This window comes from Pseudomonas sp. GR 6-02 (assembly GCF_001655615.1).
Classification (GTDB): Bacteria; Pseudomonadota; Gammaproteobacteria; order Pseudomonadales; family Pseudomonadaceae; genus Aquipseudomonas.
The window spans coordinates 3460756-3478230 of record NZ_CP011567.1 but is presented as its reverse complement, the minus strand read 5'-3'; the positions used below and the strand labels follow the sequence as shown (position 1 = coordinate 3478230).

Genomic DNA, 17475 nt, shown 5'->3' with positions numbered 1-17475 from the left:
CTCCGAGCCATAAAAAAGGGCGTCGATCAGGACGCCCTTAAGTCATTTGTCGGCCCCTCAAAACTACTGCTGAACGACCGCCGGGGCGACAGGCGCGACCTTGGGTTTTATCAGGCTGAAGTCGATCAACGGCCGCTGCTCACGCTCGTAAGGGTTGCCGATCATCAATGGCCGAGGCTTGAAGCTGTCGCTGACCAGGCTTTTGCTGCGGTCCAGTTCATCGAAACTCAGTCCGGCCAGATCCGCCCAGGTGTGAATCAGCTGGGAGCTGCTGTACGGTCGACCCAGATCAGCGGCAAAACTCCAGTCATGGGTTTCGCGCCATTTCGGCGAGGCCCAGGCCACGAATGGAATGGTGTACATCGGCGCGGTCGGCTTGTTCTCGTTGCGGCCCAGGGTGTTGTGGCCAGCGGAGTCGAACACGTCTTCGCCGTGGTCGGAGAGGTACAGCAGGAAGCCGTTTGGATCGGTCTTGGCGTAGTCCTTGATCAGGCTCGAGACCACGAAGTCGTTGTACAACACCGCGTTGTCATAGCTGTTGTACGTCGGCACTTGATCATCACGCACGCCGTCCGGCACGCCTTTGCGGTCGGTGAACTTGTTGAACGTCGGCGGGTAACGGTACTGGTAGCTCATGTGCGTGCCGAGCAAATGCACGACGATCAGCTTGCGTGGCGCCGCATCGGCCAGCGCCTTGTTGAACGGCTCGATCACATCGCCATCGTACTGGGCGGCGTTCTGGTTGCGGTTGTTGTTCAGGTACACCTGCTCGTCGGCCTGTTCAGAGAAGGTCGTGAGCATGGTGTTGCGCTTGGTCATGGTCTGCTGGTTGGTGATCCAGAAGGTTTTGTAACCCGCCTGTTTCATCATGCTGACCAATGACGGCGTCGTCAGGTAGAGGTCCGGGTTTTCTTCGTCGGCGAACGTCAGCACCTGCTGCAGCGCTTCGATGGTGTAGGGGCGTGGGGTAATGACGTTATTGAAAACCGCCAGTTGGTCCTTGAGCTTATCCAGTTCCGGGGTGGTTTCCCGCGGGTAGCCGTACAGGCTCATGCGCTGACGGTTGGTGGACTCGCCGATCACCAGCACCAGGGTCGCCGGCTGATTGGCCATCGAGTCGGTGAAGTTCTTCAGCGGCGGGATCTTGCTGGCGCTGTCGAGCATGCCTTGCATGCTGCCCAGGGTACCGAGGTAACGGTGATAGGCCACGGCCATCTGCCATGGCACCGCGGGCTCGATGCGGGTTTCGAATTTCTCGAAGCCTTCCGCCAGGCTGCCGGTGTGCGCGGTCTGCTTGATCAGCGGGTAACCGATCACGGCCAGCACAATCGCCGTCGCTGCGATCAGCGCCTGGACGCGTGGCAGGTACACCGGACGCACGCGGGTCCAAAGGAAGTACGCGAATGCAGTGTGGGCGAGGAACGCCAGCACCATCCACCAGGCAAAATACTGCGTCAGGTATTCGCCGGCTTCAGACACGTTCGATTCGAACATGATGAAGATGACGCTCTGGGAAAATTCCTGCTGATAGATGAAGAAATAACCCAGGCTGGCCATCGAACAGGCCCACAGCACCACACCGATCAGCGCGGACATCACACGGGTTTGTTTGGGGAACAACAGCATCGGCGCGAGCCAAATGGCGCTCATCACAAAAGCCTGGCGGAACCCGCTAAAACCGGAGGTGCCCGTCAGTTGAATCAGTAGTTGGGTGATACCGGAGAAATACCAGAAGAACAGAAATAACCAGAGTAATCCTGCCCAATCAAAACCATTCGCAGACGTTTTGCTGCGTTTAAGCAAAGCCATTCAACACTCCAGCCTGATGATCGGCCGTCGGCACTCTCCTTGTCACAGACGAACGGATACCGCTCGCAAAGCAAGCAGCCACAAAGGGCCGGAGTATCGCCAAGCAAGTGTGAAAACTTTGTGAGTTGTCGCAGCGGACAGGATTGCAGCGAGTCAGAAACAGCGCTGGGCCGCTTCCGACTCAAGCGAGGAGATCAGGCGTGAGGAGCACGTTGGGTGACGGGCAAGGGCTGAGCCTGATTGCCTTGGGTCAGCAGGCGCAATTGCGCAACTTCCCGCTTCAACTGATCGCGCTCCTCTTTCAACTGGCGCAGTTCATCGCGACGGATCGTGACGTAAAGGGTTTGTGCTGGCAGTGCTGTGTGTACGGTGCCCATTGCTCACCTCGCAAATGGCGGTATCAACTGTAAGTCGACTCCCGAAATCGGGTGCTCACTTACTATCGGCGCCAATTTTGATTTCTTTTGCCCCTGAAGGGAACTTTTTTATTTTTCATGGTCGTTGTGTCTTCGGCACGATTCCCGACGTTATCAGTCTGGATCGGGCACAATGCCCGGAAACTTCATCCCGCCGCTCTGGACTAACCTTCACTAGTCGCGTTGGGCTATAACCTTAGACACACTTTATTTGTAGTAGGGAGCATCAGTACATGCAACTCGGGATTATTGGACTGGGCCGCATGGGCGGTAATATTGCGCGGCGCCTGATGCTCAACGGGCACACCACCGTTGTTTACGACCGCAATACCGCTTTTGTCGATACCCTGGCCGAAGAGGGCGCCACCGGCGTCGCCGACTTGCCAGCCCTGGTCGCTGGCCTGCCCAAGCCGCGCGCGGTGTGGGTCATGCTGCCCGCCGGCGCACCGACCGAAGACACCATTGACACCCTGAGCACCTTGCTTGAAGCGGGCGATACCATCATCGATGGCGGCAACACCTTCTATAAGGACGATATCCGTCGGGCCAAAACCCTGTCGGAAAAAGGTCTGCATTACATCGACGTCGGCACCTCCGGCGGCGTCTGGGGCCTGGAACGTGGCTACTGCATGATGATCGGCGGCGATGCCGAGACGGTTAAGCGTCTTGACCCGTTGTTCGAGTCCCTGGCCCCGGGTATGGGCGACATTCCGCGCACCAAGGATCGCAAGTCCGATGACGATCGCGCCGAGCGCGGTTACATCCACGCAGGCCCCGCCGGCGCCGGCCACTTCGTCAAGATGATCCATAACGGCATCGAATACGGAATGATGCAGGCCTTCGCCGAAGGCTTCGACATCCTCAAGACCAAAGCCAGCACCAACCTGCCGGAAGATCAGCGTTTCGACCTGAACGTGGCCGACATCGCCGAAGTCTGGCGTCGTGGCAGCGTGGTCTCGTCCTGGCTGCTTGACCTGACCGCCGATGCGCTGGCGTCCGATCCGAAACTCGACGGCTACTCGGGTGAAGTGGCGGACAGCGGTGAAGGGCGCTGGACCATCGAAGCCGCCATGGAACAAGCGGTGCCGGTACCGGTGCTGTCGAACTCGCTGTTCTCTCGCTACCGTTCGCGCGGGCAAGGCAACTTTGGCGACAAGATTCTCTCGGCCCAGCGCTTCGGCTTCGGCGGCCATGTGGAGACTGCGAAAAAATGACCCACGTGATCCGCAGGAAATCCAAGGCAGAACCCGCACCGCCCACCACGCTGTTTTTGTTCGGTGCCCATGGTGATCTGGTCAAGCGCCTGCTGATGCCGGCGCTGTACAACCTGAGTCGCGATGGTTTGCTGGGGAATGGACTGCGGATCGTCGGCGTTGATCACAACGCCATCAGTGACGAAGCCTTTGCCAAAAAACTCGAAGATTTCATTCGGGCGGAAGTGGCAGCCAAGGTCGGCAAGGGCGATCACGCCCTTGATCCGGCGTTGTGGGCCAAATTGGCCAAACACATCAGCTACGTCCAGGGCGATTTCCTGGATGAGCGCACTTATGACGCGCTGGCGGCGAAAATCGACGCCAGCGGCACCGGCAACGCCGTTTTCTACCTGGCCACCGCTCCGCGCTTTTTCAGTGAAGTGGTGCGACGTCTCGGGGCTGCCGGATTGTTGCAAGAAGCCCCTGAAGCGTTCAGAAGGGTGGTGATCGAAAAGCCTTTCGGCTCGGATCTGTATACCGCCGAAGCCTTGAACGCGTGCTTGCTCAAAGTGATGACGGAAAAGCAGATCTACCGGATCGATCACTATCTGGGCAAGGAAACCGTGCAGAACATTCTGGTCAGCCGGTTCTCCAACAGCCTGTTCGAAGCCTTCTGGAACAACCATTACATCGACCACGTACAAATCACCGCCGCTGAAACCGTCGGCGTTGAAACCCGTGGCAGTTTTTATGAGGTCACCGGCGCCCTGCGGGACATGGTGCCTAATCACCTGTTCCAATTATTGGCGATGGTCGCCATGGAACCGCCGGCGGCGTTTGGCGCCGATGCGGTACGTGGCGAGAAGGCCAAAGTGATCGGCGCGATTCGCCCCTGGTCGATCGAGGAAGCGCGAGCCAACTCAGTGCGCGGCCAATACACCGCCGGCGAGATCGATGGCAATCGGTTGCCCGGTTATCGTCAGGAAACCAACGTCGCGCCCGACAGCACCACTGAAACCTATGTCGCGCTCAAAGTGATGATCGACAACTGGCGCTGGGTCGGTGTGCCGTTCTACCTGCGTACTGGCAAGCGCATGAGCGTGCGCGACACCGAGATCGTCATTTGCTTCAAGCCGGCGCCGTATGCGCAGTTCCGTGACACCGAGGTCGAAGAATTGCAGCCGACCTACCTGCGGATCCAGATCCAGCCCAACGAAGGCATGTGGTTCGACCTGCTGGCCAAACGGCCGGGACCGGCGTTGAACATGGCCAATATCGAGCTGGGCTTTGCCTACAAGGATTTCTTTGAAATGCAGCCTTCCACCGGCTACGAAACCTTGATCTACGATTGCCTCACCGGCGATCAGACGCTGTTCCAGCGTGCCGACAACATCGAGAACGGCTGGCGCGTCGTGCAGCCGTTCCTCGACGCCTGGCAGCAGGATGCAACCGTGGAGAGCTATGCAGCCGGCGAAGACGGACCCAAGACCGCTGACGAACTGCTGACCCGCGACGGTCGCGTCTGGCACAGCCTCGGATGATGGACGTCACGCAACAACCCATCCGTTTTCTGCTCAGTGACATGGACGGCACCTTGTTGCTGCCCGATCACAGCCTCAGCCAGCGCACCATCGATGCCGTTCGCGCCTTGCGTGACGCCGGCGTGCTGTTCAGCCTGGCCACCGGGCGTCCACCTAAAGCCATGTTGCAGCAGATCGAAGCCCTGGGCGTTGATCTGCCGACGGCGGCGTTCAATGGCGGCACGATCGTCAACCCGGATGGCAGTTTGCTGGTGGCGCATTATTTGCCGGCAACCGCAGCGCTGACGGCGCTGGCACTGTTTGCCGATCAGCCGGACATTGAAGTCTGGGTGTTCAGCGGTGGTGACTGGCTGTTGAAGGATCCGTACGGCCCGATGGTCCCGCGAGAGCAACATGGCCTGGGTTATCCGCCGGTGGTGGTCGAGAGTTTCGAGCCTTGCCTGGCACGCATCGACAAGATCGTCGCTGCCAGTAACAACACCGAACTGTTGATCGAGCTGGAAGCGCGGTTGCTGCCCATGGTCGAAGGGCAGGCGCAGGTGTCGCGTTCACAACCGGTCTATCTGGATGTGACGGCGGTGCAGGCCAACAAGGGCGCGGCACTGGCGACGCTGGCCGAGTTTCTCGGGGTGTCGCTGGAACAGACTGCCGCCATGGGCGACGGCGGCAATGACCCGGCGATGTTTCATCGTGCCGGGCTGTCGATTGCGATGGGGCAGGCGGAAGAGGCGGTGAAGCGTCAGGCGAACGTGGTGACCGGGGCCAATACCGAAGACGGCGCGGCCCAGGCGATCGAGCGATACATCCTCCCTCGATAAGCACACAAAACCAATGTGGGAGCGAGCAGGCCCGCTCCCACATTTTTGTTCTGGGTTACAGCCAGTAACTTACCGCGTACCAGCCAAGAACCCCCATCACCACGGTGTATGGCAGCGCCATCCACACCATCCGCCCGTACGACAGACGAATCAGCGGGGCAATCGCCGAGGTCAGCAGGAACAGGAACGCCGCCTGACCATTAGGCGTCGCCACGCTCGGCAGGTTGGTCCCGGTATTGATCGCAATCGCCAGGGTTTCAAAGTGCTCGCGGCTCATGTGGCCGGAGATGAATGCCTGTTTTACTTCGGTGATGTAAATGGTCGCGACGAACACGTTGTCGCTGATGGCCGACAGCAAGCCGTTGGCAATAAACAGCATGCCCGGCTGTTGATCCGCCGGCAGCGTCAATACCCACTGGATCAGCGGCGCGAACAGCTGCTGATCGTGAATCACCGCCACCACGGCGAAAAATACCACCAGCAGCGAGGTGAACGGCATGGCGTCCTTGAAGGCGGTGCCGAGGCGGTGTTCGTCAGTGATACCGGTAAACGCGGTGATCAGCACGATCACCATCAAGCCGATCAGGCCGACTTCGGCGATGTGAAACGCCAGCCCGGCAATCAGAATCAGTGCCGCCGCCCCTTGAACCAGCAGCGCAGCGCGCTGACGCGAAGTACGCTCGGCGTTGTCTTCGGCGGCGTAGTTGGCCAGCACCGCACGCACGTTGTCCGGCAGCAGCGTGCCATAACCGAACCAGCGCAGTTTCTCCAGCAGTACGCAGGTCACCAGGCCCGCTGCCAGCACCGGCAACGACACCGGGGCGATCTTCAGAAAGAATTCGGCAAAGTGCCAGCCCATCTCATGGCCGATCAGCAGGTTTTGCGGCTCGCCAACCAGCGTGCAAACACCACCCAACGCTGTGCCGACCGCGCCGTGCATCAGCAGACTGCGCAGGAAGGCGCGGAATTGTTCGAGGTCGGCATGGTGCAATGTCGGTAACTGCCGGTCGTCGCCGAACTCACTGTCCTGACGCGGATCGTTGCCCGAGGCGACGCGGTGATACACCGAATAAAACCCCACGGCCGCGCTGATGATGACCGCGGTCACGGTCAATGCATCGAGAAACGCCGAGAGAAACGCTGACAGGAAACAGAACATCAACGCCAGCAGCGCCTTGGAGCGAACTCCCAGCAGCAGGCGCGAGAACAGAAACAGCAGCAGGTCCTTCATGAAGTAGATGCCCGCCACCATGAACATCAGCAGCAGGATCACCGGGAAGTTGTGCACCAGTTCGTCATAGAGCGCCTGGGGCGTGGTCATTTTCAGCAGCAGAGCTTCGATCAGCAGCAACCCGCCGGGCATCAGCGGGTAACACTTGAGCGCCATGGCCAGGGTGAAGATGAACTCCAGCACCAACAACCAGCCGGCCGCCACCGGACCGATCGTCCACAACACCAGGGCGTTGAGAATCAGGAATCCGATAATGCTGGCTTTGTACCAGCGGGGTGAATGCCCAAGAAAATTGTGTGCGAAGGCCTGGGCCATTGAGCCGGACATCGGCTACTCCTTGTGTTAAGAAGCGCGCAACTTGCCGTAAGCGGAAGGGAAGATCAAGTGCAGGAAACTAGGGTTGATAGCGGGCGACGACGGCGCGGTAGTTGCCATCCAGTGAATAGCCGCCGACGACGATGCAGCCATCGGCCTGCACGGCCAATGCAGTGGCGGTGTCGGGGCCTCGACTCAGGCGTGTGCGGACCCAGCCCATGCCATTGGCGAAGCTGCGATCCAGCGCCCCATTGGGTAAGTAGCGAGCGAGAATGAAATCGCCTTCGAGCCCGCCGCCCGTCGCTCCGACCGTCAGTACACAGTCGTCCGCTTGTATCTGGGCTGCGGTCCACTGGCAGCCGCTGTGGCTGATTTCCAACAGTTGTGGCTGGCCGCTATTGCAATGCATGTCAGGTCGGCCATTGCTGTGAACGTTCAGGGCGAGGCAGTGCATCGGGTCGCGACTGCTGCCAAAACAATGCAAATCACCATTTTCGTGCTGGACGATCTGGCAGACCTGGGCACTCTGACCCCAGGCCTTGAAGGTCATGAAGCCATCCACGGCGAAGCCGTCATCCAACTGGCCATCGGTGTGATAACGCGCCAGCAAACCTTCCTCGGGGAAATTGATCGATCCGCCCACCAGGATTCGGCCGTCATGTTGCACCATCAGACTGTTCAGCCAGGTGTTCATCAATAAGTGCCGGACCATGACAAAGCCACGACCGTTGAAGGTGCTGTCCAGCGAGCCGTCGGCATTGAGCCGAATCAGCATGCCGACGTGATCGGCCAATTCAAAGTGATGATTGGCCAGCAGCAGGATTCGACCATCGTCCTGCACGCAGATATCACAGGCCTCGGTACCCGGCACGCCGGGTGGTAACCAAGCGTCGCGAGCGCCTTCGGAAAGCTTCCCCGGCAGGCGCACCACGCAGCGGCCGTGCTCACCAAAACCCTGTATCGGACAGCCCCGTTGATCAAACATCGCCAGGGCGGGCAGCGTACGATGAGCATTTTCGTAGTGCAGGCCGGCCACCAGAATGTTCCCGTCGGCCAGCACCCGCACTGTGCCCGCCATGGCCTCGTAGCCGTGGGCGAATTGCCCGATGACGCTGCCTTGTTTGCCGAAGGCCAGATCCGCCGAACCATCCTCACGCAGGCGGGCCAGGCCAAAGCGGCTGCCACCTGGCGTGCCGACCTTGGCTGCCGCCAGTATTCGGCCGGTGTGGTCAATCGCCACGCCATTGATCCTGCTGGAAGTACTGCCGGCGAAATACACTTGAGTCTTGCCGCTGCCAGCGAAATGGCTATCGAGTTGCCCGGCGTCTTTCACCGCTGCCGGTATGGCAAAAGCAGTCTGGAGTGACATGCACGCATCTCCTTGCCAGTCGTCCTTGTCCGGGTGCCCGGAGGTTGACTGCATGAGAAGAACATTCAATCCCTGAATGCGATGATGCGCAACTGCCATTACGCTCGGGAGGAGCGGCGTTTTGTGCCAGAACAGTGTCTTCTCGAACCACTGACAAGCCTGCCAAGTAATCTGGCGGCTAGAAGTTGGAAAACGAAAATGGTGTTATGCAGCTGACCGTAGAAACCGTCAACTAAGGAGAAGAAGGGACGCGGATTACCGGGCGGTAATCCGCGAAAAAGATTAATGCGGCATGGACCACGATTGCAGTGTGTAACCTTCCTCGCTCAGCTCGGCGCGGGCTTGTTCCAGCAAGTGTGCAAGTTGCTGCGGATCGGAATAGGCACTGCTGGGGATTTGTTTGCGGCTGATGCGAGTGTTAGTGCGATCAATGATGGCCAGGCTGAGCTCGCCATTACCGTCTTGTGGAGCCCAAGCCACGCATTGAAAGGGTTGGAATGCGCGGTCGGCAATCAAAAGAGCTTCGTTGATACGGAGCGGGGCGTTCATGGGGTCTTCTCTCTGTGTGCCCAATCAAGTGATGTGCCGTCGGTTGGGCTTACCGTTCGGCTGGTTACTTGTACTGATGTCCGCAACCGGGGGTTGGGTCACACACAATCAAAAGAAATTTCAACTTTCTTTGATTCGCCGGCGATTCAGGCAGTTGCTGAAAGCTGAATGAAAGGTTCAATTCGTTAGGCAACTCATTAAGTGATTTTTTATAACTAATAAGCCGATGTCCCTATAAGCAATCGATACAAGCCCGCGTCAATATTTTGCTAGTGTTACACCGAAGCCCGCCAAATGACTGTTTTTAATAATATTTCCTAAAATTTGGCGCCAAGGAACAGTCATGATCGAAGCGCCTGCTTTACGACGTCTTTTAGTAGTGGATCCTTGCGACGACTGCCACCGTTTGCTGCCGGGTTTACGCGCTGTGGGTTGGGATGTCGACAGCTGTACCCTGGAAAGCGCCGCGGAACGAACCTGCGACGTCGGCCTGTTGCGCTTGCAGCCATTTCATCTGGAGCGTCCGGAAGCCGTCAAGGAACTGATCACCCGTAGCGGTACCGAGTGGATCGCCGTGCTCGATCAGGATGTCCTGCGAATGCAGAATGTCGGGGATTTCGTCTGCGAATGGTTTTTTGACTTCCATACCTTGCCGTTCGATGTTTCAAGGGTTCAGGTCACTCTGGGCCGAGCGTTCGGCATGGCGCGCCTGCGCGGGCAGGGCACGGTTCATATCGATCAGCCTGAACACGAACTGCTCGGCGACAGCAAACCGATTCGCGAGCTACGCAAACTACTGAGCAAGCTGGCGCCCACCGAATCGCCGGTGCTGATCCGCGGCGAAAGCGGCACCGGTAAGGAATTGGTCGCCCGTACCCTGCATCAACAATCCCAGCGCCACCGCAAGCCATTCGTGGCGATCAACTGTGGCGCGATTCCCGAACACTTGATCCAGTCCGAATTGTTCGGTCACGAGAAGGGGGCCTTTACCGGCGCCCATCAGCGCAAGGTCGGGCGGATAGAAGCCGCCAACGGCGGCACCCTGTTTCTCGATGAAATAGGCGATCTGCCCCTGGAGCTGCAAGCCAATCTGTTGCGCTTCCTGCAGGAAAAACACATCGAGCGGGTTGGCGGCCATCAACCTATTCCGGTGGATGTGCGGGTATTGGCGGCGACGCACGTCGACCTTGAAGAGGCCATCGAGAACAAACGCTTTCGCGAAGATTTGTACTACCGTTTGAACGTCCTGCAAGTAGTCACCGTGCCGCTGCGTGAGCGCCATGGTGATCTATTGATGCTGGCCAACCACTTTTCCCATTTCTACAGCAGTGAAACCGGCCGTCGTCCGCGCAGCTTCAGCGAGGATGCGTTGGTCGCCATGGGCAAGCACGACTGGCCGGGCAATGTCCGCGAGCTGGCCAATCGGGTACGTCGTGGGCTGGTATTGGCCGAAGGACGACAGATCGAGGCGCGAGACCTGGGGCTGCTCAGTCAACACGCCTTCGCCACGCCGATGGGCACCCTTGAAGACTACAAGACTCGCGCCGAGCGCCAGGCGCTGTGCGATGTATTGAACCGGCACAGCGACAACCTGAGTGTTGCCGCCCGAGTCCTGGGCGTGTCACGGCCGACTTTTTACCGATTGCTGCACAAGCACCAGATCCGCTAGGGCGGTGCAACAAAAAAGGCCCGCTACGACAACTATCGTAGTGGGCCTTTTCTATTACGGGGTGCGGTTTAGAAGTAGTACGGGAATTTCAGGCTGAAGGAAAAGTCCGGCGCATCGTCGGTCATACCGATGGACAAGTTGGGAACGATCGTCAGGTTGTCGGAGGCCGCGATGGTCATGCCGACGTTGAAGTAACCGGCGTTGGCGTCGCTGGACACCACCGACTCCCAATCCCCGCCATCCTGCTTGAGCTTGCTTTTGCGTTGCACCAGGTCAGACATCGAGAACGACATACTCATTTTTTCGTTCAGTGCAAACGCGATCCCCGCGCCAATCTGGAAGCTGTCGCCGATCCGCACCTTGCCCGGGACTTTCTGATTGACGGTGGCGCTGATGTCGTCGAAGGATTCTTCGAAGTTGTGGGTGTAGGACAGGCTACCGAACAGAACCGCCGGATCGTAGGTCTTGACCAGCGAGATACCGGGGCTGATCGACCAGACGCCGTTGCCGGTCGGCAGGGTGTCAGGCACGAACAGGTTGGTATTGGCGTCGCTCTGGCGCAGTTTGATGCCGAACGGGTCCTTGCCGGTCGGTGCCTTGACTCGGAAGGTGAACACCGCATCTGGGGTGTTGACTGATTCGTCCATGAATTTGTAGGCGATCCCGAAGTTGATATCGCCCAGCGTCGGATCCCGGGTGACGGTTTCTTCGCTGGTCACCCCCGCGGCACCGTTGTTGGCGCCGCCGGACTGATACGTCGATTCGCGGTACACCACCGGTACGTTCAGGTCGAATTGCCAGCGATTGTCGAAGTTGTAGCGCCCGGTGAGGTCCAGCGTCCAGGTGTCGGCCTTGATCCGGTCCAGGTTGATGTTGCCCAGAAAGATCGAGTCCAGTGCGAGGAAGCCATTGAGGATCAGCTGGCGGGTATCGTAACGCGAATAGGTCAGCCCGGTTTCGAGGCTGAACTTGCCGCCGCCGAAGAATCCGCTGGCCTCGTCATACAGGTTGGAAACACTCTGTGCCGGTTGAGAGTCATCGGCCAGCGATTGTCCATAGGAGCTGCCGCTGCCCGCGGCGCCGCCTGAAGCCGCGGCCGCTCCCGTCCTTGTGGCCACTTGCGGGTTGCCTTTCATGTCGGCTGGCGACTTGGCCAGGCGTTTAGGCGGTGCCGCCGCCGGTTGTTCCTCCACTTGGCGGACTCGTTGTTCGAGTACTGCCAAGGCCTTTTGTTGTACTTCGTATCGTTGCTTGAGCTCCATGAGTTGTTGCTTCAAAGCTTCCACGTCCGCATCGGACGCTGCTTGCAGCAGCGCCGACGGGAACAAAGTACTCAGACAAACGATCGCGCGCAGTGGTACTGACCGATACATGATAAGCCGTCCCCCATGAAGCCCGATGATCGAACATCAGCGTAGTTCAATATCCCAGGCTGCGAAGTGCTTTGAGTTGATTCAAATTGCAGTTGACTGCTCCGGCATTTCGACCGTTGTTGTTAAGCACCACATTAAGTTGCGTCAGGTTATTGACCCTGTTGCTGTTGCCCAGAAGCCGGGTGTTCTGCACCAGCCCCCCCTGAGCCGCCTGTTGCATGGCTGTGCCTTGGTTGTTGTTGGCCTGGATGGCCATTTGCACGCCACCACCGGTGGCCGCCACTGCGACGTTACCGGCGGCATTGCTGTCGGTAATGGTTTGCCCGCTCGTCAGCACCTGCCCTTGGACGGGACTCGGCGCCGGCGCCTGGTTGGCCTCCTGGACGTTGATGGCGACATTGTTGTAGGCGGTATTGCCGTCACCAGCGGCGCGAACAGTTTGGGTGACTCCCTGGGTAGTGGTCAGTCCTGCGCCACCGATCACATTTCCGGTGCCCGATGGCGGCGTACTGCCGTTACCGGTTTCTTTAATGGTCGACACGTAAAGTTGCGGCTTTACGGTAGAGGCCTGGATCTGCATGGCCGTCGCCACCCCGATCAGGTCTCCGCTGGCATTGCGCCAGGTGCTGCTCATGATGATGCCAAAGCTGATGATCCGCCCTGGCATGACATAACGACCGCGTAGCTCGGCGAGCTCATGGTCCTTGAGTTCGATGGGTTTGAATCCTGCATTGGCATAACCCGATGCGCTTGCTGCCAGGCAAGCGGCGGCCAGCCAGTATGAGGTTTTCATCTGCTGCTCCCGGGGCATCCGGCCCTCTCTATCATCAGTGGGCGATTAGAAGAAGTCGCTCTGAATGAAGCCAAAGTCCATCAGTTCGGCATCTTTGACCGGGTTGAATGTGTCCAGCTTGTTCTTGGCCGTCAGCGGTTCCGGAGGGCTACGCAGTGCATTGGTTTTATCGTAACCGGGACCCACGATAGCGAAGACAATGCCGTTCCAGCCTTTGACAAAGTCATCATGGGAATAGCGTTTGTGCCCAAGCACCGGGTCGCCGATATAGACCCAGTTCTTGTCCGCCCGCTGCATCACCACGAAATGCTTGTAGCCGCGAATTTCCATCAGCACCACCACCGGAATGGTCACCGCTTCGAGTTTCTCGGGCGGTATCCGGTAGCCACGCGCGCGCATGCCGATTGCTTCGATGTAGCGCTTCATGTCCAGCATGGAGAAACCTTGAGTACGGACAAGGTTCTGATCAGCATTGATCAGCATGCCTTTGATGATGTGTTCCTCATCGACATCGAGCCAGTAAGCCTGGCGTAGCACCGTGGCCAGTGCGGCAGCGCCGCAGCTGAAGTCGGTTTTTTGTTCGACGATGTCGCTGAACTTGCGCTCACGCACGCTTTGCACCTGCTTGTAAACCAGCATGCCGCCAGGCAAGGCGGCGACTGGCATCTGTGCCGCCTGAGTCAGGCCACACAGGCACAGCAGGGCGAAAAAGGCTGTCGTACGCATGATCGATACGCCCTCGAGGAGCCATGGAAAGAAAGCCCCGTTGCCGGGGCTTTCATTTCGATCGCGATTACATGCAGGCTCTGCAGCCGGCAGCAATGGACAGAGAGTTGCTTTGTTGGTTGCCCACACCCGCCGACACGTTGGCACCGCTGTTGCCGGAGAAGCTGTTCATCGAGTTGGTCATGGAGGCGTTGTTCACAACCGGGTTTTTCCAGCCGTCTGGAGTCAGCACTTGATGGGTGGTGACGCCAGCCAGATCGAAGGTGCCCACGGCGCTGAATTTGAACTTGTCATCGCCTCTGTGACCCCAGCCACTGTCGTCGATCGTCCCGGTGCCTTTGGCCTTGAAGGTGCCCGAGGACGTGGTGGTATCGGTGAGGGTGGTGGTGACGTGGGTCCGGTCAGCCTTGTTGTCGACATCCAGGCCGGTGGTGGATTGGTAAGCGTCAGCCGAGGCTGTTGCTACCCGGCCGCCAGACACGGCAATCGCCAGGTTGTTTTTCTGTTGGTTGAAGTTGCCGGCAGTCACGTTGATGCCAATGTTGCCGGAGCCGTTGTTGCCAGCATTGTTGAGCGTGGCGTTATTTTGGGTAGAGCGGTTTTTGACGTAGTTGTCGGTGTTGTACTGATAGGCGTTGGACGTTGCAGTGGCAGAACCGAAGATGAAACTTTCATCGGCGGTCGCCAGCGCGGCGGCGTTGTCTTGTTGGTTGCCGTCACCGCCAGCCACGTTGGCGCCCATGTTGCCATTGGAACCGTTGAGTGAGTTGTCGGCATTGGCAGTGTTTTTGGTGCCCTGGTTAAGTACCGAGTTGCCGCTGCTGTCCTGTGTGTCCCCTACATAGGCGTTGGCGGCGGAGTCGATTGACAGCTGTTGTTCCCAGGTGGGGCCTTTGGGGCCGTGATGATGGTGGTGACCACGATCGTTGTCGCTGGCCTGTGCAGCCATCGCCATGACGGATGCCAAGGCGAAGACCAGAGGCTTGAGAGCCATTGTGGGTTTCATGGTGATTCTCCGTGCTTATTAGTTGGTTAAGTGTTGGTTACTTTCTAATCGCACTGCGTTCGGGTCAGTCAGCGACCCGTATGCTCAGGGTGTTAGCCATTCGGTTCCCCACCCCGGCACTCTGGTTCACCTGAATCACTCCTCGGCTGCCGGTGAAGGCCTGGTCGCTTGTCACGACCTGGCGACTGCCTTTTGAAGCGTCAGTTGCCCCTGAGCTTGGTAACAACGCCACGTTCTGTTGAGAAAGGGCGCTATCGTCGACGCTTTGCGGCGCAGCACTGATGCTGATGCGCATTGCGTTGGCCATCTGGTTGTTGGCCCCGGCGCCCTGGTTGACACCCAGTGCACCGTTGCCTTGGCTGAAAGAGTTGCCGCCGATGGTGGCCGTCGCGTTCATCGACGGGTTGGCGGGCGTGTCGAGTTTCTGGATGACGCGGGTGGTCGCCGAGGCATCAGTGGTGCCGATGGCGATGGCGCGGGTATTGGCCTGTTGCTGTTGATCGCCGGAGGCCTGGTTGACGTTGAAGTTGCCGTTGTACCGGGCGCCGGAATCCAGAATGTTGGCGGTGTTGACCACCGGAACGCTGGAGTCGGCCATGGCGCCTGGGCTCACACTGGCACCGATGACCAGGGCGAGAAGGATCAGGGAGCGGCTCATGTCATTGACCTCCCGCCAATCTGCCCAACGGCGCGAGGCCGGAACTCATGGCATGGTTGATCGTTCCCGAAATCGCGCCACCGCTACCGCCGCCGTGACCGGCACTCATGCCGGGCATGCCATTGGGATTGGTCACGACATTGAGGCTGCCGGGTACGCTCCCGTTCTGATTGATGTTGTTGCTGATGGACGAACCGCTGGCCACGCTGGCGAACTCACCATCGCTCAGTTCGGTGCTGTTGAGTGTCGAGGTGACACGATCCGAAGGGTTGGCGTTGACAGTGGTCGGGTAGGGGTCTTTCTGGAATGGCGGTCTGCCAACGGTGTGGGGCTGTACATCACGAGTGAGTACGATCACGCCATTGCCTTCAGCCTGAACATCAAGACTGAGTACCGAGACGGCGGCACATCCGAGCAGCATCAAGCGCGTAAAGCCTTTACGAAAAGTCCCCACGACTGCGATTCCTTCTGTTGTGCGCTGGCCCTAATCAGCGTTGTGAAGGAGAGAGCGAAAGTCGTGCCGCTTTTTGATTGTTGTTTTGATTCAAGGGGTTATCGATCAGGCTAAATGGATCCTTGATTGAGCTGTTTCAGGCCTGAGACAAAAGCGGGGGTTATAACGGGGAAAAGGAGGCGCAACGCTCTGGATCCATAGCTTGCGTGGTGATGTATCAGCGCTTTAACACAGATCAAGACGCAATGATGAATAGCGCTGAAACGGGCTGTTCGAGTGCAAAGGTATGTTTCACAAACGGACGCATTTGAAAAATTATCGCAACAAATGCTGGGGGGCTGGGGGGGCTGTAGCAGCTGCTACAGCCGAATTCAGCAATCTAGCAGCAGAGTGACGGCCTGCAACGCTTGGGCTCGGCGTTCTGCCCAGTCACCCTGGATCACTTGAACAGATTGCCGATGCTGCTCCAGCCACGCTTGAGTCGCGTTGAAAAAAGCCCGGCGTTGATCCAGCTGCGGCTGACAGCGCTGGCCATCGTCGGTCCAGTCGACGAGTTCAGGCGACAACAGCAAGTGCAAGTCGTAATGCCGGGCTAGCAGCGCTTGTTCGAGCCAGGCCGGGCAATCGCTGAACAGGGTCTGGCTCCAAAGCATGTTGCTCAGCAAGTGCGTGTCGAGAATCAGCAACGGTGGCGCAAGGGCGCGGGCATCATCTTCCCATTGCAACTGGCCGCGGGCGATCTCGGGGATATCCGCGAGGCAGGTGTCCCGTGCCTCCTGTTCAATGAACCAACGCACGTATTCACCCACCAGAACGCCGCCGAATTGCTGTTGCAGCTCGGTGGCGAGCCAGCTCTTGCCGCTCGATTCGGGGCCCGTGAGCACCAGGACTTTCATGTGCGCAACGCCGGGTCGGCGCGCCATGTCCGCCAGCCTTGCACCGCCAGCAGGGCGAAAACCCCATAGAGGGCGGCGGTCAGGTATAGCTCTTTGTAGATGAACAGGCCGACGAAGATGACGTCCAGCGCGACCCACAGCGGCCAGCATTGCAGGCGTTTTTGCGCCATCCATAACTGTGCTACCAGGCTGAAACCGGTCAAGGCGGCGTCGAGCCAGGGCTGGGCGGCGTCGGTCCAGTGAGCCATCGCAGCCCCCAGCAGCAGGCTGCCGACCGCGCCCACGGCCAGACCGAGCGCGACGGATTGGCCATCGAGCAGGCTGACGTGCCGCCCGTCATGCGTCACGCCCGCGCGAGTCCACTGCCTCCAGCCGTAAAGCTGCAACGCGGCGTAGATCACTTGCAGCAACATGTCCGAATACAGCTTCACCTCGAAAAAGATCCAGCTATACAGCAGCACCATGACCAGACCGACCGGCCAGCACCAGGGGTTCTGTTTGACCGTCAGCCAGACGGCAATCACACCGAGGGCGGCGGCAAACAGTTCAAGCCCGGACATGGAGGATCCTTGGGGAAGACGAAAGGGGGGAGGATTGTAGCGGCAGGCGCGGCCAAGTAGAACCGGCTTGCGCAGTCCGGTGTAGCAGCTGCCGAGCCT

17 protein-coding genes are annotated in these 17475 nt (G+C 58.9%); 4 read left to right on the top strand and 13 right to left on the bottom strand.

Going from position 1 to position 17475, the window contains the following annotated elements; genetic code table 11:
• Positions 1-63 precede the first annotated feature (63 nt).
• Both PGR6_RS15275 and PGR6_RS15270 read right to left on the bottom strand, forming a co-directional pair.
• The gene (locus PGR6_RS15275) at positions 64-1809 is read right to left on the bottom strand and encodes a phosphoethanolamine transferase CptA (protein ID WP_064618120.1); all 1746 of its coding nucleotides are present in this window, start codon (positions 1807-1809) and stop codon (positions 64-66) included.
• 194 nt (positions 1810-2003) lie between these two features.
• A complete protein-coding gene (locus PGR6_RS15270) occupies positions 2004-2186 on the bottom strand; it encodes a DUF6026 family protein (protein ID WP_018926088.1) in 183 nt (60 codons plus the stop codon).
• A gap of 272 nt (positions 2187-2458) precedes the next feature.
• Here PGR6_RS15270 and gnd point away from each other — a divergent pair, with 272 nt between their 5' ends.
• The 3 genes from gnd to PGR6_RS15255 are packed head-to-tail and all read left to right on the top strand — an operon-like array spanning position 2459 to position 5777.
• Positions 2459-3439, top strand: a complete 981-nt coding sequence (gnd, locus tag PGR6_RS15265) for a phosphogluconate dehydrogenase (NAD(+)-dependent, decarboxylating) (protein WP_064618118.1) — start codon at positions 2459-2461, stop codon at positions 3437-3439.
• Positions 3436-4959, top strand: coding sequence for a glucose-6-phosphate dehydrogenase (zwf, locus tag PGR6_RS15260; protein WP_018926086.1), 1524 nt, complete (start codon positions 3436-3438; stop codon positions 4957-4959). Before gnd ends, zwf begins: the two co-directional genes overlap by 4 nt.
• Positions 4956-5777: a Cof-type HAD-IIB family hydrolase gene (locus PGR6_RS15255; RefSeq protein ID WP_064618116.1), complete on the top strand. Its 822-nt coding sequence runs from the start codon at positions 4956-4958 to the stop codon at positions 5775-5777. The genes zwf and PGR6_RS15255 overlap by 4 nt, the downstream gene beginning before the upstream one ends.
• Before the next feature lie 55 nt (positions 5778-5832).
• Here the strand turns inward: PGR6_RS15255 and nhaB are convergent, their stop codons facing one another.
• The 3 genes from nhaB to PGR6_RS15240 all read right to left on the bottom strand — a co-directional run bounded on the left by nhaB (position 5833) and on the right by PGR6_RS15240 (position 9241).
• Positions 5833-7335, bottom strand: a complete 1503-nt coding sequence (gene nhaB, locus PGR6_RS15250; protein WP_064618114.1) for a sodium/proton antiporter NhaB — start codon at positions 7333-7335, stop codon at positions 5833-5835.
• A gap of 67 nt (positions 7336-7402) precedes the next feature.
• Positions 7403-8692 (bottom strand): hypothetical protein, encoded by a 1290-nt coding sequence (locus tag PGR6_RS15245; protein WP_064618112.1) that lies wholly within the window; start codon positions 8690-8692, stop codon positions 7403-7405.
• Between the two features lie 282 nt (positions 8693-8974).
• Positions 8975-9241, bottom strand: coding sequence for a hypothetical protein (locus tag PGR6_RS15240; protein ID WP_064618110.1), 267 nt, complete (start codon positions 9239-9241; stop codon positions 8975-8977).
• Between the two features lie 343 nt (positions 9242-9584).
• Between PGR6_RS15240 and PGR6_RS15235 the strand changes: the two genes are divergently transcribed.
• The gene (locus PGR6_RS15235; RefSeq protein ID WP_064618108.1) at positions 9585-10910 is read left to right on the top strand and encodes a sigma-54 dependent transcriptional regulator; all 1326 of its coding nucleotides are present in this window, start codon (positions 9585-9587) and stop codon (positions 10908-10910) included.
• A 68-nt stretch (positions 10911-10978) separates the two neighbouring features.
• Here the strand turns inward: PGR6_RS15235 and PGR6_RS15230 are convergent, their stop codons facing one another.
• The 8 genes from PGR6_RS15230 to pnuC all read right to left on the bottom strand — a co-directional run bounded on the left by PGR6_RS15230 (position 10979) and on the right by pnuC (position 17376).
• Entirely contained in the window at positions 10979-12283 is a 1305-nt protein-coding gene (locus PGR6_RS15230; RefSeq protein ID WP_064618106.1) for a hypothetical protein, read from the bottom strand.
• A gap of 46 nt (positions 12284-12329) precedes the next feature.
• Positions 12330-13076 (bottom strand): hypothetical protein, encoded by a 747-nt coding sequence (locus PGR6_RS15225; RefSeq protein ID WP_064618105.1) that lies wholly within the window; start codon positions 13074-13076, stop codon positions 12330-12332.
• Positions 13077-13121: 45 nt separating this feature from the next.
• Positions 13122-13802 (bottom strand): C39 family peptidase, encoded by a 681-nt coding sequence (locus tag PGR6_RS15220; RefSeq protein WP_018926079.1) that lies wholly within the window; start codon positions 13800-13802, stop codon positions 13122-13124.
• A gap of 67 nt (positions 13803-13869) precedes the next feature.
• Positions 13870-14808 carry a hypothetical protein gene (locus PGR6_RS15215; protein WP_064618103.1) on the bottom strand — a complete coding sequence of 313 codons (939 nt, stop codon included), beginning with the start codon at positions 14806-14808 and terminating at the stop codon, positions 13870-13872.
• A 64-nt stretch (positions 14809-14872) separates the two neighbouring features.
• On the bottom strand, positions 14873-15466 hold the full coding sequence (locus PGR6_RS15210; RefSeq protein WP_018926077.1) for a hypothetical protein: 594 nt from the start codon (positions 15464-15466) through the stop codon (positions 14873-14875).
• Between the two features lies 1 nt (position 15467).
• Positions 15468-15920, bottom strand: a complete 453-nt coding sequence (locus PGR6_RS15205) for a hypothetical protein (protein ID WP_064618101.1) — start codon at positions 15918-15920, stop codon at positions 15468-15470.
• Positions 15921-16291: 371 nt separating this feature from the next.
• A complete protein-coding gene (locus PGR6_RS15200; RefSeq protein ID WP_064618099.1) occupies positions 16292-16816 on the bottom strand; it encodes an AAA family ATPase in 525 nt (174 codons plus the stop codon).
• Positions 16813-17376 carry a nicotinamide riboside transporter PnuC gene (gene pnuC / locus PGR6_RS15195; RefSeq protein ID WP_064618096.1) on the bottom strand — a complete coding sequence of 188 codons (564 nt, stop codon included), beginning with the start codon at positions 17374-17376 and terminating at the stop codon, positions 16813-16815. The genes PGR6_RS15200 and pnuC overlap by 4 nt, the downstream gene beginning before the upstream one ends.
• Positions 17377-17475: the final 99 nt, after the last annotated feature.

What these genes read in the sequence shown, in the direction of transcription:
- pnuC (WP_064618096.1), bottom strand. Translation starts at nt 17,376, where the DNA reads ATGTCCGGGCTTGAACTGTTTGCCGCCGCCCTCGGTGTGATTGCCGTC.
- PGR6_RS15220 (WP_018926079.1), bottom strand. Translation starts at nt 13,802, where the DNA reads ATGCGTACGACAGCCTTTTTCGCCCTGCTGTGCCTGTGTGGCCTGACT.
- PGR6_RS15245 (WP_064618112.1), bottom strand. Translation starts at nt 8,692, where the DNA reads ATGTCACTCCAGACTGCTTTTGCCATACCGGCAGCGGTGAAAGACGCC.
- nhaB (WP_064618114.1), bottom strand. Translation starts at nt 7,335, where the DNA reads ATGTCCGGCTCAATGGCCCAGGCCTTCGCACACAATTTTCTTGGGCAT.
- PGR6_RS15240 (WP_064618110.1), bottom strand. Translation starts at nt 9,241, where the DNA reads ATGAACGCCCCGCTCCGTATCAACGAAGCTCTTTTGATTGCCGACCGC.
- PGR6_RS15215 (WP_064618103.1), bottom strand. Translation starts at nt 14,808, where the DNA reads ATGAAACCCACAATGGCTCTCAAGCCTCTGGTCTTCGCCTTGGCATCC.
- PGR6_RS15270 (WP_018926088.1), bottom strand. Translation starts at nt 2,186, where the DNA reads ATGGGCACCGTACACACAGCACTGCCAGCACAAACCCTTTACGTCACG.
- zwf (WP_018926086.1), top strand. Translation starts at nt 3,436, where the DNA reads ATGACCCACGTGATCCGCAGGAAATCCAAGGCAGAACCCGCACCGCCC.
- PGR6_RS15200 (WP_064618099.1), bottom strand. Translation starts at nt 16,816, where the DNA reads ATGAAAGTCCTGGTGCTCACGGGCCCCGAATCGAGCGGCAAGAGCTGG.
- PGR6_RS15225 (WP_064618105.1), bottom strand. Translation starts at nt 13,076, where the DNA reads ATGAAAACCTCATACTGGCTGGCCGCCGCTTGCCTGGCAGCAAGCGCA.
- PGR6_RS15210 (WP_018926077.1), bottom strand. Translation starts at nt 15,466, where the DNA reads ATGAGCCGCTCCCTGATCCTTCTCGCCCTGGTCATCGGTGCCAGTGTG.
- PGR6_RS15235 (WP_064618108.1), top strand. Translation starts at nt 9,585, where the DNA reads ATGATCGAAGCGCCTGCTTTACGACGTCTTTTAGTAGTGGATCCTTGC.
- gnd (WP_064618118.1), top strand. Translation starts at nt 2,459, where the DNA reads ATGCAACTCGGGATTATTGGACTGGGCCGCATGGGCGGTAATATTGCG.
- PGR6_RS15230 (WP_064618106.1), bottom strand. Translation starts at nt 12,283, where the DNA reads ATGTATCGGTCAGTACCACTGCGCGCGATCGTTTGTCTGAGTACTTTG.
- PGR6_RS15275 (WP_064618120.1), bottom strand. Translation starts at nt 1,809, where the DNA reads ATGGCTTTGCTTAAACGCAGCAAAACGTCTGCGAATGGTTTTGATTGG.
- PGR6_RS15255 (WP_064618116.1), top strand. Translation starts at nt 4,956, where the DNA reads ATGATGGACGTCACGCAACAACCCATCCGTTTTCTGCTCAGTGACATG.